19 protein-coding genes and 2 pseudogenes are annotated in these 26,914 nt (G+C 28.8%); 11 read left to right on the plus strand and 10 right to left on the minus strand.

What is annotated here, in order from left to right; all coding sequences use genetic code 11:
* Nucleotides 1–41: 41 nt before the first annotated feature.
* The 10 genes from ACQY5W_RS09930 to ACQY5W_RS09975 form a co-directional block, all read right to left on the minus strand.
* Complete coding sequence (locus ACQY5W_RS09930) at nucleotides 42–659, minus strand: 3'-5' exonuclease (RefSeq protein ID WP_428024807.1); 618 nt, start codon at nucleotides 657–659, stop codon at nucleotides 42–44.
* Nucleotides 652–2,493, minus strand: coding sequence for a putative nucleotidyltransferase substrate binding domain-containing protein (locus ACQY5W_RS09935; RefSeq protein WP_428024808.1), 1,842 nt, complete (start codon nucleotides 2,491–2,493; stop codon nucleotides 652–654). Before ACQY5W_RS09935 ends, ACQY5W_RS09930 begins: the two co-directional genes overlap by 8 nt.
* A gap of 120 nt (nucleotides 2,494–2,613) precedes the next feature.
* A complete protein-coding gene (locus ACQY5W_RS09940) occupies nucleotides 2,614–4,263 on the minus strand; it encodes a cation acetate symporter (protein ID WP_428024809.1) in 1,650 nt (549 codons plus the stop codon).
* Nucleotides 4,263–4,580, minus strand: coding sequence for a DUF485 domain-containing protein (locus tag ACQY5W_RS09945; protein ID WP_428024810.1), 318 nt, complete (start codon nucleotides 4,578–4,580; stop codon nucleotides 4,263–4,265). Before ACQY5W_RS09945 ends, ACQY5W_RS09940 begins: the two co-directional genes overlap by 1 nt.
* Nucleotides 4,581–4,766: 186 nt before the next feature.
* Nucleotides 4,767–5,396, minus strand: a complete 630-nt coding sequence (locus tag ACQY5W_RS09950; protein WP_428024811.1) for a 3'-5' exonuclease — start codon at nucleotides 5,394–5,396, stop codon at nucleotides 4,767–4,769.
* Nucleotides 5,396–7,213: a DUF294 nucleotidyltransferase-like domain-containing protein gene (locus ACQY5W_RS09955; RefSeq protein WP_428024812.1), complete on the minus strand. Its 1,818-nt coding sequence runs from the start codon at nucleotides 7,211–7,213 to the stop codon at nucleotides 5,396–5,398. Before ACQY5W_RS09955 ends, ACQY5W_RS09950 begins: the two co-directional genes overlap by 1 nt.
* A 119-nt stretch (nucleotides 7,214–7,332) precedes the next feature.
* On the minus strand, nucleotides 7,333–9,186 hold the full coding sequence (locus tag ACQY5W_RS09960; protein WP_428024813.1) for a sodium:solute symporter family protein: 1,854 nt from the start codon (nucleotides 9,184–9,186) through the stop codon (nucleotides 7,333–7,335).
* 12 nt (nucleotides 9,187–9,198) lie between these two features.
* Complete coding sequence (locus tag ACQY5W_RS09965; RefSeq protein ID WP_428024814.1) at nucleotides 9,199–9,453, minus strand: DUF4212 domain-containing protein; 255 nt, start codon at nucleotides 9,451–9,453, stop codon at nucleotides 9,199–9,201.
* A 174-nt stretch (nucleotides 9,454–9,627) separates the two neighbouring features.
* Entirely contained in the window at nucleotides 9,628–10,290 is a 663-nt protein-coding gene (locus ACQY5W_RS09970; RefSeq protein WP_428024815.1) for a response regulator transcription factor, read from the minus strand.
* A complete protein-coding gene (locus ACQY5W_RS09975) occupies nucleotides 10,271–11,851 on the minus strand; it encodes a cache domain-containing protein (protein WP_428024816.1) in 1,581 nt (526 codons plus the stop codon). The genes ACQY5W_RS09970 and ACQY5W_RS09975 overlap by 20 nt, the downstream gene beginning before the upstream one ends.
* Nucleotides 11,852–12,191: 340 nt before the next feature.
* On the opposite strand from ACQY5W_RS09975, the gene ACQY5W_RS09980 reads away from it, so the two are divergent.
* The 11 genes and pseudogenes from ACQY5W_RS09980 to ACQY5W_RS10030 all read left to right on the plus strand — a co-directional run bounded on the left by ACQY5W_RS09980 (nucleotide 12,192) and on the right by ACQY5W_RS10030 (nucleotide 26,585).
* Nucleotides 12,192–13,091 (plus strand): hypothetical protein, encoded by a 900-nt coding sequence (locus ACQY5W_RS09980; RefSeq protein ID WP_428024817.1) that lies wholly within the window; start codon nucleotides 12,192–12,194, stop codon nucleotides 13,089–13,091.
* A gap of 21 nt (nucleotides 13,092–13,112) precedes the next feature.
* Entirely contained in the window at nucleotides 13,113–13,478 is a 366-nt protein-coding gene (locus tag ACQY5W_RS09985; protein WP_428024818.1) for a response regulator, read from the plus strand.
* Nucleotides 13,479–13,482: 4 nt separating this feature from the next.
* Nucleotides 13,483–13,785, plus strand: a complete 303-nt coding sequence (locus ACQY5W_RS09990) for an STAS domain-containing protein (RefSeq protein ID WP_428024819.1) — start codon at nucleotides 13,483–13,485, stop codon at nucleotides 13,783–13,785.
* Nucleotides 13,778–15,769 carry a chemotaxis protein CheA gene (locus tag ACQY5W_RS09995; protein WP_428024820.1) on the plus strand — a complete coding sequence of 664 codons (1,992 nt, stop codon included), beginning with the start codon at nucleotides 13,778–13,780 and terminating at the stop codon, nucleotides 15,767–15,769. The genes ACQY5W_RS09990 and ACQY5W_RS09995 overlap by 8 nt, the downstream gene beginning before the upstream one ends.
* 75 nt (nucleotides 15,770–15,844) lie before the next feature.
* Nucleotides 15,845–17,425, plus strand: a pseudogene (locus tag ACQY5W_RS10000) (MCP four helix bundle domain-containing protein); the annotation flags it as partial.
* Nucleotides 17,426–17,824: 399 nt separating this feature from the next.
* Nucleotides 17,825–18,445: pseudogene (locus ACQY5W_RS10005) on the plus strand (methyl-accepting chemotaxis protein); the annotation flags it as partial.
* 25 nt (nucleotides 18,446–18,470) lie between these two features.
* A complete protein-coding gene (locus ACQY5W_RS10010) occupies nucleotides 18,471–18,968 on the plus strand; it encodes a chemotaxis protein CheW (RefSeq protein ID WP_428024821.1) in 498 nt (165 codons plus the stop codon).
* Nucleotides 18,961–19,908, plus strand: coding sequence for a chemotaxis protein CheV (locus ACQY5W_RS10015; RefSeq protein WP_428024822.1), 948 nt, complete (start codon nucleotides 18,961–18,963; stop codon nucleotides 19,906–19,908). Before ACQY5W_RS10010 ends, ACQY5W_RS10015 begins: the two co-directional genes overlap by 8 nt.
* Entirely contained in the window at nucleotides 19,895–20,722 is an 828-nt protein-coding gene (locus ACQY5W_RS10020; RefSeq protein WP_428024823.1) for a CheR family methyltransferase, read from the plus strand. The genes ACQY5W_RS10015 and ACQY5W_RS10020 overlap by 14 nt, the downstream gene beginning before the upstream one ends.
* Nucleotides 20,722–21,783 carry a protein-glutamate methylesterase/protein-glutamine glutaminase gene (locus ACQY5W_RS10025; protein ID WP_428024824.1) on the plus strand — a complete coding sequence of 354 codons (1,062 nt, stop codon included), beginning with the start codon at nucleotides 20,722–20,724 and terminating at the stop codon, nucleotides 21,781–21,783. The genes ACQY5W_RS10020 and ACQY5W_RS10025 overlap by 1 nt, the downstream gene beginning before the upstream one ends.
* An 89-nt stretch (nucleotides 21,784–21,872) precedes the next feature.
* Nucleotides 21,873–26,585: a PAS domain S-box protein gene (locus ACQY5W_RS10030; RefSeq protein ID WP_428024825.1), complete on the plus strand. Its 4,713-nt coding sequence runs from the start codon at nucleotides 21,873–21,875 to the stop codon at nucleotides 26,583–26,585.
* Nucleotides 26,586–26,914 lie beyond the last annotated feature (329 nt).

Genomic DNA, 26,914 nt, shown 5'->3' on the forward strand with positions numbered 1-26,914 from the left:
TTTTGAACAAAGATTATAGTAGTTTTCTATAAAAGAATTTATTAAATTCTTACTTTAGCTTGATTTTTTAGTTTTAGAAATATCATAGAAGTCATGATTGCATCATTATACGCATCATGTTTACCTAAAATTGGTATATCCAAATCTTTCATAATAGTATTGAATCTTAAGTCAATATTACTTTGTGGGATTTTTTCAATTTTCCAATCATGGTAAATAGCAGAAACTTCATATGTTTTATTTGGTAAAGTTATTCCTAGTTTTGGTTTAATGTATTTATTAATCATTGCAATATCAAACTCTAAAAAATAACCTACAAGTTTTTTATTTCCAATAAATTCTAAAAATTCTTCAATTACATCATCAATATCTTCAGCTTCTTCTAAATCCATAACTCTAATATGATGAACTTTTATGGCATCTTCTTGGAGTTTAGTTTTAGGTTTAACAAGTTTAACAAATTTTTTGCTTGATAGTATGGTGTTATTTTTTATAATAACCGCACCAATTGAGATAATATCATCTTTTAGAGGATCAAGTCCTGTGGTTTCACAATCAAAACATACATATTCATCATCACTGTTTTTATCAAAAAGATAGAGATATTTTTCATCTTTTAGATTTTTTTTGTTGAAGTAGTTTTTTATTATATTAAACATAATTTAACTTATAATGATGTTCTAATTTTTTCTTTAATTTTGTAACAATTTTAAAACTCTCTTTTAATAAATCTTTTTCCATAGTATTTAGGTTTTCAGGATTGATATAGTTATCAATTTTTTTACCAGCATCAAGTTTTTCTAGATTTGATTTTAGTTTAATTGTTGATAGAAAATTAAATGCTTCTTTTAACTCAGATGCAAATTCATTATCAAATTCACCTAACTCTTTTAGCTCTTCTATTCTTTTTAGTGTATTTGTTCTCATGATTTTATGTTCCAAACACAAGGTTCTAATACTTTGTACAAGTATAAAAATACCACCTTTTTTGATATCAATTTCATTTTTATGTTCTTTATCTTTTGAATCAAAAACAAAACCATCAAAAAATCCTAAAGGAACATTAAACTCCATGATTATCTTAGCAAAGTGCATATAAAAACTTTGAGAAGTGGAACCAATTTTAAAAATATATTGTTTAAGTTCATCTATTAACTCTCTTTTTCCAGTAACACAAACAGCATCATAAAATATTGCTAAGTTCATGTAATTATCACCGCTTGGTTGTGTAATCCATTCATAAACTTGCTTTTTAAAATCACTAAATCTTCTACACCAATAAGGATTTGAAACCATAATATTTCCTTCACATCTAGGAAATCCAAAATCCACTAATGTTTCAGTATATTTTTGCGTAAACTTTTCAAGTTCTTCATCACTTATATCACAATCATCATCTATTATAAAAGCATTGTCTTGGTCAGTTTTTAGAATCTGTTCACCTCTTCCTTCACTTCCCATAACGACAAGACATGATTTGTTATGTAAGCTTTCGGGAGCTAGTTTTTTAAATAGTTTATCCATGATTTTTCTATTTAATTGGTTGATGAGTTTTGATATAAAATCTACTTTTACGCCTTTGGCATTTAGTGATTTGATTATTTTTATTAGTGACATACAAGCTATTTTAAGTTCTTCAATTGTTTCTGCTTTGTCAATCTCATTTGACACAGAAAAAGTGTGTGTGGCAAAAAATGAAGATAATGAAATTTGGTCAATAATACCAACTATTTTATCCTCATCACTTTTTACAACCATTCTTTTTAATCCATGTTTTGTCATAAGAAGTTGGGCATTAAATAAAAAGTCATTTTCATTTACATATTTTAATCCGCCATTTGATATTTTTCCAACAATATCATCAAAGTCCATACGGTTTAAAATCACTTTTTCTCTAAAATCTGAATCAGTTACAATATAAATTTCACCTTTTTCATCTTCAAGTAAAAGTGTAGGAACTTTCTCTTTTTTTATGGTTTTAACTGCTTCATAAATAGTAGTGTTGTATGGCACAATTACAGCTCGATGAACCCTTGCATCTTTTACTTTTGCAACCATTAAATTTGCTAATTCTTTATTTTTTTCATTGCTAATATTTGCATTTAGTTTTTGGGAAATAGATTGAAAAAAGAAGCTTTCTAAATCAGGGTTTTCATGTAATGTTTTTATAAAAATTTCCCTTGGAAGTATATAACAAATACTCTCTTGGGCTGCTATAAATGAGTGTTTTGAATAGTTTTCAATTAATGAAATAGTATCAAAAAATTCACTTTTTGAATAAATAGATAATACATCTTCATCAACTTTTTCTTGAATCAGACCTTTTATAACAAAATAAAGATACTGTGGTGAACTACCTTGTTTTTGGATTAGTTCATCTTTTTTTAAATATACAATATCTAAAGCATCAGCAAACTCTTCCAATTGTGATTTTGTAAGAGCCTCAAAAGGGTGGATAGATTTGATAAAGGTTGTTTGTTCTAAAATTGTCATTTTAAATCTTTACTATTTATTTTAATAATTAGATTAACATAGGATGTATGATAAAAAACTGAAACTAATAGTAAAAATTTATAAAAGTTTTATTATCAAAGAGGAAACCTCTTTGATAAATTAGTGTTCAACAGCTCCATCAGCTCCAAAGCCTGTTTCAGCTCTAACACTTTGTGCTTCAAATGCTTTTTGTTCATCTTTTGCTCGTTGGCTATTATCAGTAATAGAGAAAAACCAAATAGCAATAAATGCTGCAGTTACAGAGAATAGTGCAGGGTGTTTATAAGGAAATAATGCTTGTTCATTTCCTAAAATTTGTACCCAAACAATAGGTCCAACAATTACAAGTGTAACGGCAGTAATTAGACCAATTAATCCACCAATAAATGCTCCTCTTGTAGTAAGTTTAGACCAATAAATTGATAAGAAAAGAATTGGGAAGTTAGCAGATGCAGCAATAGCAAAAGCAAGTCCAACCATGAATGCAATATTTTGTTGTTCAAAGGCAATACCTAAAATAACACCAACAATTCCAATAACAATTACTGATCTTTTAGAGATTTTAATCTCTTGTTCTTCTGTACAATTTGGATTGATAACTGAAGCATAAAGGTCATGTGAAATCGCACTTGCACCTGCAAGTGTAAGACCTGAAACAACAGCTAAGATTGTAGCAAAAGCAACGGCCGAAATAAATCCTAAAAATACGTTTCCACCAACAACATGTGATAAGTGAATTGCAGCCATATTATTTCCACCAAACAATTTACCATCTACAAAGTATTGTGCACCTTCTGGCGAGTTTAAGAATACAATTGCTCCTAAACCAATAATTGCAATTACTAAATAAAAATAACCAATAAATCCAGTTGCATAAACAACAGATTTTCTAGCTTCTTTAGCATTTCCAACTGTAAAAAATCTCATAAGAACGTGAGGTAATCCTGCAGTCCCAAGCATAAGTGCCATACCTAAAGAAATTGCACTTACAGGATCAGAAATAAATCCACCTGGTGCCATAATAGCTTGTCCTAATTTGTGACTTTCAACAGCTTTTTCTGCTAATGCTTCAAAGCTAAATCCAAAATGGCTCAATACCATGAATCCCATAAAAGAAACTCCAGAAAGTAATAAAATAGCTTTTATGATTTGAACCCAAGTTGTTGCAAGCATACCACCAAATGTTACATATACAATCATCATAACACCCACAAGAATAACAGCATATTCATATGGAAGCCCAAATAATACTTGAATAAGTTTACCAGAACCTACCATTTGAGCAATAAGGTATAAAGTAACAACCGCTAATGAACCAAGTGATGCAAGAGTTCTAATCTCTTTTTGACCAAGTCTATATGCAGCAATATCAGCAAAAGTAAATTTCCCTAAGTTTCTTAATTTTTCAGCCATCAAAAATAATATAACAGGCCATCCAACTAAAAATCCAACCGCATAAACAAGTCCATCATAACCTTTTAGATAAACTAAACCAGATAATCCAAGAAATGATGCTGCTGACATATAATCTCCAGCAATTGCCATACCATTTTGAAAACCTGTAATTCCGCCACCTGCTGTATAAAAATCACTTGCAGATTTTGTTCTTTTTGCTGCCCAATAAGTAATACCTAAAGTAGCTCCTACAAAAATAAAAAACATAACAATTGCAGGAATGTTTAATTCTCTTTTTGTAGCTTCAAATGTTGCATCTCCCCCTGCAAATAATGCAACGGCAAAAATTGAAATTAGTGCTAAAATTTTAAACATTATAATTCATCCTTTACATCTTCTTTAATTGCATTGATTAAGTCTTCATACTCACCATTTGCTTTTCTAACATAAATTAATGTTGTAATAAAACTTATAACAATAATTCCTGCTGCAATAGGAAATGCGATTGTCATAACCCCTTCATTACCTAGTTTAGTACCTAAAAAAGATGGATTAAAAGCAATAGTTAATATATACGTATAAAATATTGCTAATATAAAAATTCCTAGTTTTATAGCAAAACCAGTTCTTTTACTTACTAATTCTTTATATTTCGGATTAGACCGAATTTTTTGAACTAATTCGTCATTCATGTTTGTCCTTTCAATTATAATTTTAAAATTACTACTTTTAGTATTTAAAATACACTAAGGATTATACATATCTAGGATTATAAATAAATATCAGAATAAAAAATTAAGCTTTTTTTAAGATTTTAAAAAATTAAAGTAACATTATGTTACACAATTTGTACATAATGGGTACATAAGTAGTTTATTTTATGTGTAAAAAGTAGATTGTGCTGGTGGTAAACCTTTTAGTTTAAGGAAAATCATTGAGGTCATTATTGCATCATTAAGTGCATCATGTTTACCTAACATTGGTATATCAAGTTCTTTCATTATGGTATCAAATTTTAAATCAACAAACTCATAATCACTTCTTCTTTTTTTTGTACGATAATACATTGATGATACTTCAATTGACGAGTTTGGAAGTTTTATTCCAAGATATTTTTTTGTATATTTTGATATTATTGCTATATCAAATTTTATATAATATCCCACTATAGCTCTTGAGCCTATAAATTCCAACAATTTATAAATTGCCTCTTCTGGATCAATAGCATTTTCTAAGTCAATAGGTCTAATTCTATGTATTAAAATTGACTCTATTGATATTTTATCTGAAGGTTTAACAAAGATATTAAAAGTTTTTCTCATTAGAACTTTGTTTTCTTTTATTATTACTGCACCAATAGAGAGTATTTCATCTTTTTTGGGATTTAGTCCAGTTGTTTCACAGTCTAGACAAACATACTCATTTTTTGGTTCTTCATCAAAAAGATATTCATATTTTTTATCTTTTAATTTTTTTTTGTTTAAATCTTTAAAAATTTTTTTTAACATTATGAAATCTTATCTATTTTAAATGTATATGAAATAAACTTTTTAAAATCAGTTACAATTTTAAAACTATCTTTTAATAAATCACGTTCAATTTTACCAAGAGAATGTGTATCTATTTCATTATTTATTTTCTTATTTTCATGTAGTTTTGCAAGTTGAGCTTTTAATCTTAAAGTACATAATATATCAAAAGCTTCAAGTAATTCATTCGCTAAATTTGTTGGTAAAACTTTTCTTTGTTCTAATATTTTGATTCTTTTTTCAGTAGTAGTTTCTCTAATTCTTTCCCTTAAAGCTAAACTTCTAATACCTTGAACGACAGGGAAAATCCCTGCTTTTTTAATATCAATATAGTGAGTTTTTGTCATAAAATTTGCCACAATACTAGGGGTATCAAAGGCTAGTGTTGCTTTTGCAAAATATGCCATAAATACATCTTTATCGTGAAGTTTATTAAATAAATCATCTTTAAGTTTAATCAATAATTCTTTATCTCCTGCAACTGCAAAGGAGTCAAAAAATATTGCCAAATCCATATAGTTTTGCATATCAGGAGCTTCAATCCATTTTTTTGTTTCATCTTTATATGATTGAAAACTTTTACACCAAAATGGGTTTGAAACCATAATATTACCTTCACATGGTGGATAACCAAAATCAATCAATATTTTAGTTATCTCTTCCATATAAGGTCTATATTGTTCAACATCAATTTCATCTCTAATAATTAGTGCATTATCTTGGTCAGTTTTAATTATTTGTTCGTTTCTACCTTCACTTCCCATTACCACAAAACAAGCATTGTTCATTAACTCTTTTGGCATAACTAAACTATAAAGTTTTCTATAAACTTTTGTATTTAATTGACCAATTAAGTTAGATATATGATTAACTTTTACTCCCTTTGCATTTAGAGTTGTAATAGTATTTATAAGCTCTACACTAGCTTGTTTTAAATCTTCAATAGTTGCTGCTTTTTTTATTTTAGAATCTACTACATATGTATGATTTGCAAAGTGTGATAAAACATCAATTTGTTCTAATATTCCTAGCATATTTCCAGAGTTATCAACTACACCAACTCTTTTAATATTTTTTTTGATTAGTAAAGAAAAGGCATCAAACAAATAATCTTCTTTATTTACTGTTAGAAGAGGGAAAATTGCAATATCTTCTACGGGAATTGATAAATCTCTACCTTCAAGTAGTACTTTCATTTTTAAAAGTGAATCGGTAATTATTCCATACCCTTTTTCATACTCTACAATTATTGTAGATGTTTTAAACTCAATTGATTTTTCTATTGCATCAATTAATTTTGTTCCACTTTTTACAATACACGGATCATGTATTACTGTATCATCAACTCTTGCAATCATAAAAGATGATAATTCTGATGTATATTTTTTCTCTTTTAGATTTTGTAATTTACTTACTAGATTATTTAAAAAAAACTCTTTGAATTCAGAATTTTGCTCAATTAGAGTTAGAAAAGCTTTTTTTTCTAATTCATAACAAATTAAATCCTCTTTTACAATAAAATTGTGTTTACATTCACCATAAATCAAAGAGTTAGCATCAAATGAATCCTCTTGATGAAAATCCATAACCATCTCACCTTCTGGGGTTACTTCATGAATAGTACCTTTTATAATAATAAAATAATGGGTTGAATTTTTTTCTGGACTAAGAATAGTTGTATCTTTTGGATAATAAGCAATATCCATACTATTGATACATAAATTCATTTGTTCTTCTGTTAAAACTTCAAATGGATGTATATTTGAGAGGAAAGTTTCTTGGTCTCTTAAACTCATTTAAAACCTTTTTTAAGAATATTGTACTCTTTTTTAATTATTTTGTTTTATCAATTTTAAAATAAGTAGAAAAAAGTAGAAAGTAAAAAAGTATGCCCGAAGGCATACTTTTTAGAATATTAATGAGCGTGTGCTTCACCTGCACCTGAAGGAATTCTAATTCTTTCAACAAGATCTTGAATATCTTGTGGTGGTGGAGGAGTCATTCTTGATACAGCAAATGCCACGATTAAGTGTAAAATTGTACCAATTGTACCAATACCAGTTGGTGCAATTCCTAAGAAATAATCAGCTTTATTTCCACCCATGAATACGAAGTAAACAATGTATCCAAATGTGAAGAATAATCCAACTAAAATACCAGCAATAGCACCTTCTTTATTCATTCTCTTATCAAAAATCCCAAGGATAATTGTAGGGAAGAATGCAGCAGCAGCAAGACCGAATGCGAATGCAACAACTTGTGCAACGAAACCTGGAGGGTTAATTCCTAAGTATCCAGCAATACAAATTGCAACAACAGCTGAAATTCTAGCCCACATTAACTCAGTTTTTTCGTTTAATGTAGATTTGTGAGTTTCAGGGTCTTTAAATACAACTTGCCCTAATAAGTCGTGTGAAATTGCAGATGCAATTACAAGTAATAATCCAGCAGCAGTTGATAATGCAGCAGCAAGACCTCCAGCAGCAATAAATGCAATTACCCAGTTAGGTAAGTTAGCAATTTCTGGATTTGCAAGTACCATGATATCTCTATCAACATATAACTCATTTTCAATTTTTCCACTGTTTGCAGCTGGTTTAGCATTAGTTGTTAATCTTTCACCATACTCACCAGTTTTTGTTCCATCAAATTTTGGTTTACCAGCAAATGCAGCATCTGGTCCATATTGGATTTTACCATCACCATTTCTATCAGTCCATGCTAATAATCCACCATGTTCCCATGTTTTAAACCATTTACCATTATTTCCTTCAATCTCACCAGCTACAAACGCTTTATATTCAACATTTTGAACATTTTTAATTAAGTTAACTCTTGAGAATGCAGCAACTGATGAAATAGTTGTATACATAATTGCAATAAACACTAATGCCCAACCAGCAGATACTCTAGCATCTTTAACAGTTGGTACTGTAAAGAATCTAACAATAACGTGTGGTAAACCAGCTGTTCCTAACATAAGAGCAGTAGTTAACATAAATGTATTCCATAAGTTACCTGGTTGAGAATAAGCTTTAAATCCTAAGTCTGTTACAGCAGTATCAAGTGCATGTAATAGATATGTACCTTCAGGAATAACTCTTACACCATCATCAAATGCAAATGTAGTAGTTGCAAAAATACCTAATTGAGGTAAAAATGTATCAGTAACTTGTAATGATAAGAAAATTGCAGGAATCATATATGCAAAAATCATAACAATATATTGAGCAACTTGAGTATATGTAATACCTTTCATTCCACCTAAAACTGAGTAGAAGAAAACGATACCCATACCAATAAGTACACCCGTATTAACATCAACTTGTAAGAATCTTGAGAAAACAATCCCAACACCTCTCATTTGTCCTGCAACATAAGTAAACGAAACAAAAATAACACCGATAACAGCAACAAGTCTCGCAGTACTAGAATAATATCTATCACCAACGAAATCAGGAACTGTAAATTTTCCAAATTTTCTTAAATAAGGAGCAAGTAACATAGCTAGTAGAACATATCCACCAGTCCATCCCATTAAGTAAGCGCCACCATCAGAACCTTTAAAAGAAATAATACCAGCAAGTGAGATAAAAGATGCCGCTGACATCCAATCTGCTGCAGTTGCCATACCATTTGCAACTGGATGAACCCCTCCACCAGCTACATAGAAATCTTTAGTAGATCCAGCTTTTGCCCAAAGAGCAATACCAATGTAAATTGCGAATGAAACACCTACGAATAGGTAAATTAATGATTGTAATTCCATATTCTCTATCTCCTATTCGTGAACGCCGTATTTTTCGTCAATGTTAGTCATTATTTTAACATAAACGAAGATAAGAGCAACAAACACATATATTGCACCTTGTTGTGCAAACCAAAATCCAAGTTTTACACCACTGATTTCTATAGCATTTAATTCATTAATAAATAAAATACCACATCCGTAAGAAACAACAAACCAAACTACAAGTAGTTTAATTATAGTTGAAATATTTTCTTTCCAATAAGCCTGAGCTTTTTCTGGACTCATAGGTTCTCCTTTTTTGAATTTACCAAAAGAAATTACTCTCTTTCAATAATTAACATTGTAATTGTAATAACGGTAAATAGCAAAAGGATAGCAATTAGAATAAAAAAAGAAGAAATTTTGAAATTTATGTAAAATTTATGTTTTTTTAAGTTTAAAGTACCATAAAATGGCACTTTATACAGAATAGTATCTTTCTACTTTGTAGCCTAAACCTCTAATATTTTTAATAAAATCCTCTTTTAGTGCTTTTTTAAGTCTAGAAATTTCTGCTCTAATTGTAGGATTATCTATATCTTCTGCATCCCATACATCAACTCTAAATCTTTCAAAGTCAACTATCATATTAATATTAAGAGCAAGTATATGTATTATTTCTAATTGTTTCTTTGTTAAACTTTGTGGCTCATTATTAAAGTATAAAACTTTTTCTGTTTTTGAATATGAATAATTTTCAGATAATTTCATATGAGATGTAGATTGTTTATCTTTTTTAAGTATTTGATTAATCTTTATTGCTAGTTCTTCTAAGTGAAAAGGTTTTTTAATGTATTCTCTACATCCAAGGTTATATGCTTTTGTAATATCTTCAATATCTATAAGAGCTGTAATAAATATTGTTGGAATAAAGGTATTTTTTTTATTTAAGGTATCTAAAATATCAAAACCATTTACTGTAGGTACATTTACATCCAAAATTAAAAGGTCATAAGAAGTATCAACATTATTTAAAACATCTTGTCCATCTGTAAAACTTGTTACTAAGTGACCAATACCAGATAAATATTCATTTATGGCATTGTTAAGCATCATTTCATCTTCAAGAAGTAGTATTTTCATTTTTGCTAAACCTGTATGTAAATTTTGTATTCTCATCTGTAGAGTCAAGGTTAATTATAACGTTATTTTTATCACAAATCTCTTTTACAATTCTAAGTCCTAATCCAAAGCCTCCTCTTGCGTCATTTTCTCTATAGAAGTCATTGAATATTTTTTCTTTATTTTCTATTTTTTTTGAAGTAGTTTTAACTTCAAATATAATTCCTAAATCATCTTGTAACAATTTTATATAAATAGGAGAGTCTTTAAATGAGTATTTTATTGCATTTGATATATTGTTATCCAATATTCTTTGTAAAAGGGTTTTATTAAAATTTATAAAAATAGGATCTTGAATATTTGTAACAAAAAAAAGTGAATTTGCAGTACTTATGTCATCAAAAAATTCTAGTCTATTTTTTAAATATTCAGAGAAATTAAAAATCTCTTTTTCATAATTTACTCTATCTTTTTTTATCATAAATGATAAATCATCAAATATATATTGAATTGTTTTAGCTCCACTTTCTATATTCCTTATATATTTATTAACAGGGTTAGTCATTTTATATAAGTCAAGATTTGTTTGAATAATAGATAAAGGAGTATTTATCTCGTGCACAGAGTTTTTTATAAATTTTTTTTGTTTTTCAACTAATTGGGTTAGTTGTTTTGTTTGTTTTGTAACTGTATTTTCTAGGTGAGTATTTAACTCATTTAACATATTATTTTTATCTTTAATGTTGTGCATTGCATCATAGGCATAATTAGCAATAACTTTAAACTCACCAAATATAATTTTATTTTGATTTATTGGAGTATCATTTAGTTGAGAGTCTTTAAAATATTTTCCTATAGTTTTAACATCATTTACAATTAGTATGGTTGCATTTTTATAAATAAATATAGAGTAAAGAACTAGCATAATTGTAAGTGATAAAATCTGGAGGATATAATTTGATATTTTTTCATCATATTCAAGCTCTTTTTGTACTACAACTTTATCTATTTCATTTAAGTATGCGCCAGTACCTATTGTCCAATTCCATGGTTTATATGAAAGGGCATAAGAAATTTTTTGTACTTCTTTATTCTCTTGTGGTTTTAACCACATATATTCAACGTATCCTCCCGCATTATCCTTTGAAATATTAATTAACTCTTTAATTACTTCTTTACCAGTTTTATCTTTATATTTAAATAGATTTTTTCCTTCATAATGTTTTGACATAGGATTATAAAGTGATGTTCCAGAAAAATCATAGATAAATAGATAGTTATCCATAGATTTTTTATCCCTTATACTCTCTATTATTTCTAAAATATCTTTTTGCATCTCTTCTTTTGATTTGATATTTTTGTATTTATTGTCATAAAAATATATAAAATTAATAGTTTTCTCTATCTCATTTCTAATGGCATCTTTTTGTTTATTTGCATAGTCTGTTTTAATAATTTCAATCTTTTCTTGAAAATCATCAAAAGCATTCTCGATAATTATAAAAGTAAAAAAAGAAATAAGAATAACAATAAAAATAATACTGTAAAGGATTAAGTGGTAAAGAGATTTTGCTTTTATCATAGTTTGTTCCTAAGTGAAAAAAAAATGATAGCAAAATCTAGATGATAAAATGTTTATTTTACTATCTGCTCAATCTTTCATATATGTACAAATTATAATCATATGCCTTTTATGTAACTTTTTTATTACTCAAATAAACTTAAATAATTATTATAGAGTGAAATTAAGTATAATATTTTACAAAATTTTTTGTTATTATTTTCATTATATTTTTATTATTTTTTATAGAAATTTTATATAAATTTTACAAAAAACACCTTTTTTTAGTAATCTGTGACCGAAATGTGACCGTTACTGTGTTATTATTCAAAAATTATTTTATAAAAAGGTTGTTTTATATATGAAATCAGAATCATTACAATCAATATTTTCAATTTGGAGTGACTTAGTTGAAAAAAGTATTGATATGTCAGATAATGGTATTTCAGATACTGTATCTAATTTAGCTCAAATAACAGACGCACTTAATGGATTATCAAAAAATCATACTCAAGAAAATAGTACTTTTATAGATGAAAGTAGTATAGATAACCTTCAATTGGCATTGAAAGATCTTGAAAGTCTTTTAGAGGTAAAAGACGAGATGACAAAGATGATAACAAAATCAGAAACTAGCATAAAACAAATAACACAAACAGTTTCAGCACTTAGTAATTTAGAAATTGAAACAAGAATATTGTCATTAAATGCAAGTGTTGTTGCTCAAAAAGCTGAAGATGTTGTAGGGAGAAAATTTAAAGTAATTGCAGGTGAAATAAGTAATTTTAGTAACAGATTAAACAATAATAATATGCAAATAAATAATTCAGTTAAAGATTTTGATACTACATTTCAAACTTTTGTAAAAGCAAATATAAATAACGCTGACAATGAACATACAATATTAGGAAATGTTCAAACTATGTTAGCTGACTTATTAGGTAACCTTTCTAGTTCTATAAATCAACTTCAAAATGAACAAAATGAAATAGTTCAAACTATAAATTTGATAAATGAACGACTTAAATCAACACTTTTAATTCTTCAATTTCAAGACAGAATGAAACAAATACTTGTACATATGGGAGATGATATGAAGTTATTATCTCAAAAAATAGGTGAAGACCAAAACTATAATATAGATGAACATATTGAACTATTAAAATCAGGATATACAACTATAGAACAAAGGAGTATTGGAGACTCTTCTAATGCCGTCGAAGAAGAGCATATTGAAAATGGTGGCATGGTATTTTTATAAAATTTTTTAAAAAGGATTAAAATGGGAAAAAAAATATTAGTTGTTGATGATTCAAGTGTAATGCGTTCTACTGTAACTTTTGCATTAAAAGATGAAGGTTATGAAACAGTTGAAGCAGGGCATGGTAAAGAGGCCTTAGAAAAGCTTGAAGAACATGATATAGGATTGATTTTTTGTGATGTTAATATGCCTATTATGAATGGTTTGGAGTTTGCACGAACTTATCGAGAAAATCCAAGACATAAATTCATACCAATTGTTATGTTAACAACAGAATCAGGTGCCAGTATGGTAGAACAAGGTAAAGCAGCAGGTGTTAAAGCATGGATGGTAAAACCATTTGAAAAATCTCAACTTTTACTAGCTGCTTCAAAATTATTTAGGTAATTTCATGATTTCTTTAGAAGAAAACCAACTTAGACTTACTTTGCAAAATGAATTTAATATTTATAGTGTAGAGGAGCTAAAAAAATCATTAGAAGAGTCTTTTGATGTGGTTCAAAATTTTATTGTCTCTTTAGAAGAGGTACAGAGTTTTGATTCTTCAGCTTTTTCTTTACTTGTCTCTCTCAAAAAAGAGGCAGTAGATGCTGGAAAAACTATAACTTTTATCAATATTTCTACTGAAGTACAAGATTATATTGAAACAATGAATGTATTAGAATTATTTGAAGGTGAGGTAGATAATGAATGATTTTGCTGGAATAGCAAGTGCATTTAGGGATGAATCAATAGATTTACTTGAAAGAATGGAAAGCTCATTGGTTGACATTAGAGAGGGTAATATAGATGATGAATCAATAAATTCAATTTTTAGGGCTGCTCATACGATTAAAGGAACAGCAGGGATGTACCATCTTGATTATATTGTTTCATTTACTCATGTTGCAGAAAATTTATTGGATGATGTACGAAATGAAAAAATCGAACTAACCTCAGAAATTATTGAGCTTCTTTTTGAATGTAAAGACTATATGGAAGAACTTGTACTTTTTGCTTTTGACAATCAAAATGGTGAACTTCCACCAAAAGAGATGAATGAAGTAGCTGAAGAGTTGATAAAAAGGCTTTCAACATATTTGACAGCAGAAGCTGTTTCTGATATCCAAAAAGTAGATAATAGTGAATCATCAAATAATAGTATGAATGAATGGAAGATAACTATTGCTTATCATCTAGAGATGTATGAACAAGGATTTGATCCATATAATTTTATTAGGTTTTTATCAACACGAGGAGAGATACTTTTTAATAAAACTGATTTATCAAAAATTCCTTCTTTAAAAAATATTGACCCTACAAAATGTTATTTACATTCTGAAATTATATATAAAACTACTATGAACAAAGATGAGATTTTAGATGTATTTGAGTTTATTGAAGAGGATAGTACTATTAAAGTAGAGTCTTTAGAAGTTCCATCAATTGAAGAAGAAACTTCTAATGAAAATGTTATAAAAAAATTAACTCAATCAAAAAAAGATTCAAAATTAATCAACAGTTCAAATACAATTAGAGTGGATGCAGAAAAAATAGATACTCTTATTAATCTTATTGGAGAACTTGTTATTGCAAATGCAAATGTGGTTCAAAAAGCAACCGAACGAGCTGATACTGATTTGTTAGAGTCTCTTTCTATAGCTTCTCGAATGCTTGAAGATATTCGTGAAAGTGCGATGCAAATAAGAATGGTAGAAATTGGAGATACCTTTAACAAATTTAAGCGTATAGTTCAAGATATAGCAAAAAAAGTAGATAAAGAGGTTGAATTATCTATTAATGGTGGAGATACAGAACTTGATAAAACTGTTGTAGAAAAGATTTCAGACCCACTTGTGCATATTGTAAGAAATGCAGTTGATCATGGCCTTGAAACAGCTAGTGAACGTTCTATAAAAGGTAAAAATCCTACAGGTTTACTTAAATTAAATGCTTATCATGATGCTGGGACTATTGTTATTTCTATTGAAGATGATGGTAAAGGTTTAAATGAAGAAGTGATTTTGAAAAAAGCTCTTGAAAAAGGTTTGATTGAAGAGGGAGTAAATTTAAGTCAAAATGAAATATTTAACTTAATCTTGCTTCCAGGATTTTCAACAGCATCAGCAGTAACTGATTTAAGTGGTCGTGGCGTTGGTATGGATGTTGTTAAACGAAATATAGAATCATTAAGAGGAAATATTGAAATCCAAAGTAAAAAAGATGAGGGTACAAAATTTATAATCCGATTGCCACTTACTTTAGCAATTATTGATGGCTTTTTAACTCGTACAGGGAACACATATTATGCTATACCATTAGAAATGGTGGTTGAATGTATTGAGTTATCAGATAGATATAAAGAAGAAACTACTAATAATAAGTTTATAAATTTAAGAGGTGAATTATTGCCACTGCTTAATCTTCGAGATTTTTTTGGAGAAGCACCAAAAAGAGTTGAGAGAGAGAATATAGTAGTTACTCAATATGCTGGACAAAAATTTGGGATTATTGTTGATGAACTTATGGGTGAACTTCAAACAGCAATCAAACCTTTAGGCAAAATTTTCAATGGTCTAAAAGGTTTAAGTGGTGTTTCTATTTTAGGTAGTGGAAGTGTTTCTTTAATTCTTGATATTCCAATGTTAATCAATCATATCCAAGCACTTCACCGTATTGAACATGGAGGTAGTGGATGAAATGATAAAAAATAACCTAAAACAAAATATAAAACAAATTAAAAATAAATATGGAGAAAAAAAATGTTAAAAAACATGAAAATTGGTATGAAGCTGGGAATGGGCTTTGGGGTACTATTGGTGTTACTTACAATAGTTTCAATATTAGGACTTTCAAAATTAGCAAACATGATGGAAATTTTTGATCAAGTTGCTGAAGATAGATTTCCAAAAGTTATTGCAGTGAGTGATATAGTTGAACGTGCAAATAGTAATAGGGCAGCTATTAGAAATCTTCTATTAACAGAGGATGTTGATGAATCAAAATCTATTGTTGAAAAAATTAAAAGTAATCGTGAGAAGATGAGAAATCTTACAGATAAATTATCTAATGAAATAAAAAGTGAAAAAGGTCAAGCACTATTAAAAAAAGTGATTGAGGCAAGAAAAAATTACAATGTTTCTATGGAAAAAGTATTAAATCTTGGATTAGATAATAAAAATGCTGAAGGGTATGCTATCTTAACAGGAGAAGGTAGAGAGCTTCAAAAAGTATTTTTTGATGCAATTGATGAACTTAACAAGTACCAAATTCAACTGGTTAATGACTCAAATGATGTAGCAGATGCAAACTATAATACTGCTAAAACATTAATGATTGCACTTTCTGTAATTGCCGTATTAAGTGGAATTATAATGGCATTTTTTATCACAAGAAGTATTACTCGTCCTATGAATGAGTTATTGGATGTAGCTACAAGAATATCTGCAGGAGATATGTCTGTTAAAATAGATGTGGATACTTCTGATGAAACTGGAAAACTTAAAGCTTCTATGAAAACTATGAGTGAGACAATTATTGCTGTTCAAAATCAATTAAATATATTAATTGATGCAGCAAAAGAAGGTAAATTGAGTGCTAGGGCAGAAGCTAGTAAGTTCCAAGGTGATTGGAATAATATGTTAACTGGTGTTAATGGTATGCTTGATATTATCTATGCAGCAGTAGTAACAGATGGAGTTGGAGCTTTAGTAAGACTAGCAGATGGTAACTTTAAACAACCAATTACAACAGAATATAAAAATGATTATGATGTATTTAAAAAAGCAGTTAATGATGTAATGGGTGCATTAAGTACAATGGATAATGAAACAAGAACATTGATTGATAATGCTGCAGATGGACAACTAACATATAGAGCGAACGCGAATACATTAAAAGGTGGATATAGTGAAATCGTATCAGGTGTAAATAATATGCTTGATATTATCTATGCAGCAGTAGTAACAGATGGTGTTGGAGCTTTAGTAAGACTTGCAGATGGTAATTTTTCTCAACCAATAACAACAGAATATAAAAATGATTATGATGTATTTAAAAAAGCAGTTAATGATGTAATGGGTGCATTAAGTACAATGGATAATGAAACAAGAACATTGATTGATAATGCAGCAGATGGATTATTAACATATAGAGCAAATGCAGATACATTAAAAGGTGGATATAGTGAAATAGTATCAGGTGTAAATAATATGCTTGATATTATCTATGCCGCAGTAGTAACAGATGGTGTTGGAGCTTTAGTAAAACTATCAAAAGCAGATTTTAAAGTTCGTATAACAACAGAATATAAAAATGACTATGATGTATTTAAACAAGCAGTAAATGGTTTAGCTGAAGCGGTAGATAGAGCTATTACAGAAGAAAGTGAAGTTTTCCAAGCTATGGCTGAAGGAGATTTAACAAAACGAATCACTTCTGATATTTGGATAGGAGATCTTGCTTTAGTTAAAAGTTCAGCAAATGAAATGGGTGAAAAACTTCAAGAAATTGTAATAAATGTACAAAATGGTGCAGACCAAATAGCAGGAGCAAGTGAACAAGTAAGTGCAACTGCTCAAAGTCTTTCAAATGGAGCAGCTGTTATGGCTGGAAATCTAGAAGAGAGTACAAGTGCAATAGAAGAGATGACAAGTAGTATCAACCAAAATGCAGCAAATGCCAGATCAACTGATGAAATGGCAACAAATGCAAGCCAAATGGCACAAGAAGGTGGAGAAGCTGTTAATCAAACTGTTGATGCAATGAAAGATATTGCAAGTAAAATCAGTATTATTGAAGATATTGCGTACCAAACTAATCTATTAGCACTTAATGCTGCAATTGAAGCAGCAAGAGCAGGGGAACATGGTAAAGGTTTTGCCGTTGTTGCAAGTGAAGTACGAAAACTAGCAGAACGAAGTCAAATTGCAGCACAAGAGATTAGTAAAATTACAACTGATAGTGTTACAATTAGTGAAAGAGCTGGAGAACTTTTAAAAGAGATGGTTCCTCAAATCAAACAAACAGCTGAACTTATCCAAGAAATTGCAGCAGCTAGTGCAGAACAAGATACAGGAATAGGGCAAATTAATACTTCTATGACTCAACTTGATCAAGTAACACAACAAAATGCAAGTGGTAGCGAAGAACTTGCAAGTGCAAGTGAAGAGATGTCAGCACAAGCAGAACAACTTAAATCTATGATGGCATTTTTCAAAATAACAGAAGAAAAACCTAAATCAACAGATACTAAAACTATTTCTAAAGAACAAAATGAAATAAAAAAAGAGGTGAGTCCAGCTACAAAATCTTCACTAAAAGATGTATCAAAAGTTGAAACAATAGATAAAAAAGAGTTTAAAAATTTTAAATAGTTCAATGATAAAAAAGGGGTCAGAGATGTCTGAAACACTACAAGGAGGTCAATATTTGACCTTCATTGTTAAGGATGAAATTTTTGCATTGTCTGTAATGGAGATAAAAGAGATTATTGAGTACTCTGAAATTACTCGTGTTCCAATGATGCAAAAGTTTGTAAAAGGTGTAACTAATGTAAGAGGTAGTGTAATTCCTATTATTGATCTTTCACTTAGATTTGGAATGGATGCAAATATTCCATCTGCAAAAACAAGTATTGTGATAGTTGAAACAATAATTGATGGAGATACTACAGAAGTAGGACTTATTATAGATGCTGTAAATCAAGTACATCAAATAACTGAAATAGACAATCGTCAAAGTCCTGATTTTGGAGCAAAAATAAGAAAAGATTTTATTGAAAAAATTATAATGATTGATGGGAAATTTGTCATAGTACTAAAGTTAGATACGCTTTTATCTTTAGAAGAGTTAGGTCGGATTGAGAATAAAAAAGATTTAGGGGTATTTAATGCTTGAAGAACATAATGAACAAGACAATAATATCTATTCTGATATTGATGATGAGTTAATTAGACTTGTAACAAGTAATGCTGATGCTTCAAGTCAATATGTTGTATTTAGAAATTGTGATGACGAACTTTTTGCTATAAATGTAGCTAAGGTTGAAGAACTTATCGTTTTTGATAGTATTAGCATGGCAAAAAATTCTGCTTCAGATAGTATTATTTTGGGTGTTTCTAAAATTAGAGATAACATCAATACGATAGTACTCTTTGATAGATGGCTTGGAAGAGGTGAAAAATCTCTTGATGAGTATGAATTAGTTATGGTATGTAATTATGGTAGTAGAAGAATTGGAATTGTTATTAAAAATGTAGTAACAATTTTAAATATAGATGCAGAAAAATTAGATAATAATTCAGATAGAGATCCTAAAACGGCTTACATCTGTGAAATTATAGTTGATGGCTCATCTAGGCTTTGCTCTGTATTTGATTCAGATAAAATGTTATTTGATATTTTTCCAGATATAGAAAAAAATAATGAAAGTGTAATATCAAAAGTTACTCAAACAAAAAATATTACAAAAGAGATAGTAATTGCTGAAGATAGCAAAATTATTCAGATGAATATTGCTTCTTTACTTACAAAAATGGGAGTAAAGTATTCTCTTTTTGCAAATGGTAAAGAGGCTTATGATTATTTATTAAGTAAAAGCCCTGATGAAATTGCTTTAATTGTTTCAGATATTGAGATGCCGATAATGGATGGGTTGAAATTTTTAGCAGAGTTAAAAAAACATAAAGAGTATGAAATAGTACCTTTTATAGTACATACCAATATGGCAAATACTTCTTTAAGTAACAAAGCTAAAGATTTAGGAGCTAATTGGGTAATTAGTAAACCAGATACTGCAGAATTAGAAAAACGGATACAAGAATTTGCACGCGAATAATGGAATCTTTTACAAAATACCACTTAAAGACATAGAGTTTGAAAAGATAAAATCTTTGATTTATGATAAAAGTGGTATTTTTTTAAAAGCAGAAAAAAAAACCTTAATTGAAAATCGTCTTAGCAAGCATATTAAGACTATTGGTTGTAAAACTTTTAATGAATATCATAATTATATTAGTTCAAATATAGATGAAATACAAATCATGATAGATTTGATTACTACAAATGAAACATATTTTTTCCGTGAAATTGAACATTTTAAATTTTTTGAAAAAGAGATTATTCCTAAACAAAAATCACATTTACGTGTTTGGAGTGCAGCTAGTTCCATAGGAGCAGAAGCATATAGCTTAGCTATGATATTAGAATCTTCTAACGAAATTAAAAAGTATGGATATAGTGTTGTAGGTACTGATATTAATACTGAAGTACTAAAAAGAGCTGAAAATGGACTTTATCCAATGAAGTTTAGTGAAAAAATACCTAGACAATATTTAAGAGAGTATTGTTTAGAGGGGTTTGGAAAATATGAAGGTTCTTTTATGATAAATGACACTTTGAAAAGTAAAACACTATTTCGTCAAGTTAATTTAATAGAACCTATTCCTAGTTTTATTGAGCCTTTTGATATTGTATTTTTGCGTAATGTTTTGATATATTTTGATATGCCAATGAAACAAAAAATTATAAAAAATATAATTCCTAAAATAAAAAAAGGTGGATATTTATTTATAGGGCATAGTGAAAGTTTAAACAATATTTCAAATGCTTTAAAACAAGTTCGACCAACAGTCTATATAAAAGAATTTTAATGAAAGAAATCAAGATTTTTGTTGTGGATGATTCAGCTATTGTAAGACAAGCAATAGCTGAACTTGTTCAAAATGAGTTTCACTTTACTTTGTTAGGTATTGCAAGTAATCCAATTATTGCGATGGAAAAGTTTAAAAGATTTGGTTTTCCAGATGTTTTAATACTTGATATTGAGATGCCTCAAATGAATGGTTTGGATTTTTTAAAAATATTAATGGCTGAAAATCCTTTACCTGTAATAATTTGTTCAACTGTTGCTGGGCAAGGTAGTAAAAATGCTATAGAAGCACTTAGTCTAGGAGCAGTAGATATTATTCAAAAACCTGAAATAGGAGTAAAATCTTTTTTCAAAGAGTATCAGCAAACCTTTATCCATACTGTAATAAATGCAAGTCATTCGAAAATAAGTAAACAAAAAAGTAAACATGAGTTTATAATTGAAGAGAAAAAAGATGCAGATGCAGTATTAGGTTTAGTTAAAAAATCAAATATAAAAACTACGACTATAATAGGTTTTGGTTCATCTACTGGTGGAGTTCAAACTATTGAAAAAATTCTTACACCAATTACATCAACAAATATACCACCTATAGTAATTGTACAACATATGCCTCCTGGTTTTACCAAAAGTTTTGCAAGTAGGCTTAATATGCTTTGTCATCTTAATATTAAAGAGGCAGAAGATGGGGATAAACTTCTTAATGGACGAGTACTAATAGCTCCTGGTGATAAGCATTTAACAGTCAAACGAATTTCAAATAGTTATGTTGTTAAACTTAAAGATGGTCCCAAAGTAAGTCGCCATAAACCAAGTGTAGATATACTTTTTAGGTCACTAGCCAATGAAGCAGGAGATAATGCAATTGGTATTATTCTAACAGGAATGGGTAGTGATGGAGCTTTAGGATTAAAAGAGATGTTAGAGCGAGGAGCCAAAACTTATGTACAAGACAAAGAAAGTTGCGTAGTATTTGGTATGCCAAAAGAAGCTTTGAATATTGGTGCAGCAAGTAAGACATTAACTTTAGAACAAATTACAGATTTGATTAAACACAAGTAAAATAAGTAATAGTTATCCTTCATATGTGACTGAAATGTGACCAACTTTTTGATAGAATTTATATCTAATTAATTTTTAGGATTTAGCAGATGAGTATTGATTTAGCAAAAGAAGATAAACAAATATTGAAATCTATTTATGAAAACTCAAAAATGGGTATTGCAGTTTATGATTTTGTAAATGATAGTTTTGAAATTGTAAATGCAACTTTTACTTGTATTTGTGATTATAGTGAAGATGAACTTATTGAAATGCCATTAAATAGGCTTTTTAACTCTAAGTGTATATCTCAATTAAAAACTGATGAAAAAAGTATTTTTTTAACAACTCATCTAAAAAAAGATGCTTCATCTGTTGAGTTACTTATTGATATTATGCCAATTAAGATTGAAAATAATAAAGTTAAAAAAGGTATTATAACTATCTTTGATGTTAGTAATTATAATCTACAAAAAATCAAACAAGAACTTAATTCAGCAGTGAAAAAAGAGCAAAAATTTATCGAACTAAACCAAACAATTAAATCTGACTATCTTAACAACAACTTACACATGGCAATTTTTGAGAATTCTTTTGATATTGGAATTTGTGCATTTGATGCTTCATATAGATACCTTACTTTTAATGATAAATATGAAAGAAGTATGTTTCATATTTTGGGAAAAAAGATTGAGCTTGGTATGAATATACTTGAGTTAATACCTTCAAAAAGTGATAAAGAACTTGTCAAAAAACACATAGATAGAGCTTTATTGGGAGATAGTTTTGTAGTTGAAAGTAATTATGAAGAAGATAGCTTTTCTAGAAAGTATTGGCGTATTTTTTATTCTCCAATTTTCTCTGACCAAAGAGATGTTATAGGTGTAAGTTGTTTTAATATAGATATTACAGAAGATAAAGAAACTAAAATAATACTTCATGAAATGGATGCGAAACACTCTTTGATATTTAATGAAAGTCAAGTTGCTTTATCGATTTATTCCCTTGAGCGTTTTGTATTTATTGAAGTAAATCGTAGTTTTATTAGTTTTACAGGTTATACTAGAGATGAGATTATTGAGTCTCCTGATATTTCTTTGTGGGTAGATAAAAAGGAGCGTGATCGGTTTTTTAAAGAGATACAAACAGTTGAAAAAATAGAAAATTTTGAATTTCTGTACCAAAGAAAAGATGGTACAGTTAGAAATGCTTCTTTATCTGCAACGTTGATAGAACTCAATGGAGAATGGTGTATACTATCTGAAATTTACGATGTGACAGAAAAAAAAGCTCAAGAAGAACAATTACTTCTTAAAAATTTTGCTTTAGATAAAATAAATGAAGCGGCATATCTTATAGATGAGAATTCAATGTTTCATTATGTAAATGAAGCAGCATGTTGTGCTTTGGGTTATAGTAAAGAAGAACTTCTTACCATGGGAATTATCCATATTGATCCAACTTCTTCAATTAAGTGGTGGAAAGAGCGTTGGAAAGATATTAAAAAACAAGGAATGGTAGTTGCAATACGTGAACATAAACGAAAAGACGGCACTCTTTTTCCTATGGAAGTAAGTAGTAACTATCTTGAATATAATGGTATGTCTTATGTTCTTGCAATTGTTCGTGATATTTCTAAACTCAAAGCTCACGAAGAGAAGTTGCTAGAACAAAACCAGTTCCTTGATTCACTTCTAAATGCTATTCCTGTACCAGTTTTTTTTAAAGATACAGAAACTAGGTATAAAGGTTTTAATAAAGCTTTTGAAGAATTTTATGGTAAAACTAAAGAAGAGCTAATAGGAAAAGGGGTTTTTGATCTTTTCCCTAAAGAACAAGCACAAGTCTTTTTTGATGCAGATGCTGAACTGTTTCGACAAGGTACTACTCAAACATATGAAGCAAAATTACGAGATGTTAAAGGAAACAATCATGATGTGATGTTTCATAAAGCAGTTTATCGTGATAAAGAAGGTAATATTAGTGGTCAAATTGGTACAATTTTGGACATTACGGAACGTAAGACCCAAGAAGAAGCTTTAGCACAAAAAGAACATGAATACCATACTATGACGAATAATATTCCAGATAATATTGCTCGTTGGGACACAAAAGGTTGTTATCTATACATCAATACAACCCATGAACAGACTATTCAAATGTCTGTATCTGAAGTTATCGGTAAATCAATAACTACTCTTTTGCCTGATCATACAGAAGTTATTAACGCACTTTTTTATCTTATTGAATCAGGAAATGATTCAATAACTGTATTTCAAACTTTACTTAATGACAAAGCAGAAATAGAAACCCATGAAGTTAAGCTTATTTCGGAGAAAAATTCTGAGGGTGAGCTTATTAGTATTCTTGGTATTGGACGTGATATTACTAAAAGAATAAAACAAGATGAATTATTGCATCAAAAAGAAGAGGAGTTTCGTACACTTGTAGAAAACTCTCCTGATACCATTGCAAGGTTTAATAAAGAGTGTTGCAGAACTTATGTTAATCCTGCCTTTGAACAAATGTTTGGTCAGTTATCTAAAGATGTAATTGGGAAAAAACCATCTGAAATTACTCCTGTAACTGATGCTTTAGTTTTTGAGAAACTATTACTTAATGTTTTTGAAACAGCTAAAGAGTATCAAGGAGAAATATCTTTTATCAATTATAAGGGTGAAAACTGTATTGGTTATATTCATCTTGTTCCAGAGTTTAGTAAAGATGGTCAAGTTATCAATGTACTTTGTATTGGTCGTGATATTACAGAAAAAAAACGATTAGAGGAAACCCTTTCTAAAAGAGAAAGAGAATTTAGAGCTTTAGCAGAACAAACTCCAGATACTATTGCAAGATATGATAAAGATTGTGTAAGGCTTTATGCAAATCCTGCATTTGCAGCAATATCTGGAATTAATATAGAAGACCTTATCGGTATAAAACCAACTTCACATAACAATTCTGAAAATGCTATAAAATATGAAGAAAAGATAAAAAGAGTATTTGAAACTGGATTAGAAGACAATTTTCAGTTAACTTGGACTGATAAATTAGGACGTCTTATTACAAGTCATATACGTATTGTTCCAGAAATAGATGAAAAAGGTATTATCTCTGTTTTAGCAATAGGACGTGATATTACACATATTAAAGAGCATGAAATAAGACTAAAAGAAGCACAAAAAATGGCAAAAGTAGGGAGTTGGGAATTAGAATTTCCTAGTTTACAACTTCATTTAAGTGAGGAAGTTTATCGTATTTTTGAAATAAATCCAGATGAAAATAATCTTTCTTATAAATATTTTTTTAATTTTGTTCATCCTGAAGATAGAGAATTTGTAGATAAAGTTTATGTAGAATCTCTTAAAAATAAAACTGAATACGATATTGTTCATCGTCTTTTACTTGCCAATGGAAAAATTAAGTATGTACATGAAAAATGGAAAAGTATTTATAATGAAGAGAATAATATTCTTCGTTTAATAGGTACAATTCAGGATATTACAGAACAAAAAACAATCGAAAATAAAATAGAACATATGGCACATCATGATGCTCTAACTGGCTTACCAAATCGTTTAGTTGCAATTAATAAAACAGAAGAGGCAATTGTTTTAGCAAAAAGAAATAATTCAAAAATTGGTCTTATATTTTTTGATCTAGATGGATTTAAAACTATTAATGATTCAATGGGACATTCAGTAGGTGATATGGTACTTAAAGCGGTTGCTTCAAGAATAAAAAATGTACTTAGAAAAACTGATACAATAAGTAGGCAAGGTGGAGATGAATTTTTAATCATTTTACCTGATGTAAATAGTAAAGATGAAATTATTAGTATAGTTGAAAAACTTATTTTAGAATTTGAAAAACAGTTTGAAGTAGGTTCTCATTTTGTATCTGCAACTGCATCAATAGGAATAGCTTGTTATCCTGAGCATGGAGAGAGTTTTGAAAGTTTATTTAAAAATGCAGATGCTGCAATGTATAAGGCTAAAGAGTTTGGAAAAAATACTTACCATTTTTTTACAAAACAGATGCAATATAATATAATTGGAGAATTTAAGATTCAAAATGATTTAAAAAATGCTATATTGAATAATGAATTTGTATTACATTATCAGCCTCAAATTGATTTTAATAAAAATAAAATTATAGGTGCTGAAGCACTTATTAGATGGAAACATCCTGAAATGGGTATGATACCTCCTTTGGATTTTATTTCTATTGCAGAAGCAAATGGACTTATTGTCAATATTGGAGAATGGGTTTTAAATGAAGCGTGTAAACAAGCAGTTTTATGGTCTAAAGAAGGAATAAACATCACAATTGCTGTAAATATATCAGCTGTACAGTTTAAGCGAGGAAACTTAGTTGATGTAATAAAAAATGCTTTAGTTTCTTCAGGATTAGAACCAAGATTTTTGGAATTGGAACTTACTGAATCAATTATGATTAATGATGTGGAAATGGTTCTTAAAACAGTGCAAAATTTAAAAGAACTAGGTGTACAACTCTCAATTGATGATTTTGGAACAGGTTATTCAAGTTTGGCTTATCTAAAACGATTTGCAGTGGATAAGCTTAAAATTGACCAATCTTTTATAAAAGATATATTAAATGATAAAGAAGATGCAGTTATTGTTAAAACTATTATTCAAATGGCTAAAAATCTCAATCTTAAAACAATTGCAGAGGGTGTTGAAAATCAACAAATATATGACTCTTTAAAAGCTTTAGGATGTGATGTGGTACAAGGATATCATTTTGCAAAACCAATGGCATCTACAGAGTTTATAAAATATACAAAAAACTTCTCATAATACGCTAATTAAAAAAATTAGCGTATTTCTAAATAGTAAAAAATAATATGCCATTTAATTCATTTTAACTGCCTTCTAGCTTAACAAAACAAAATTAATGGCTATTAGTATGTTTTTGAGTTAAAACTTCATATAGGTAGTTTTAAATAAATTTTGAATATATATTTTAAAACTTAAAGACTTGATCTTTTATAAATCTTTTTAATCAATTTTAAAAATATTCCTTTCAAATTTTTAGGATTTTCATGTTTGGGAATTTTTCCAAATCCTTTTCCTTCCTTTTTCTTTTTTCTTCTTCTCTTTTTCTCCTCAATGCACAGCCAGCTGCC

This window comes from Arcobacter sp. (genome assembly GCF_050300555.1).
GTDB lineage: Bacteria > Campylobacterota > Campylobacteria > Campylobacterales > Arcobacteraceae > Arcobacter.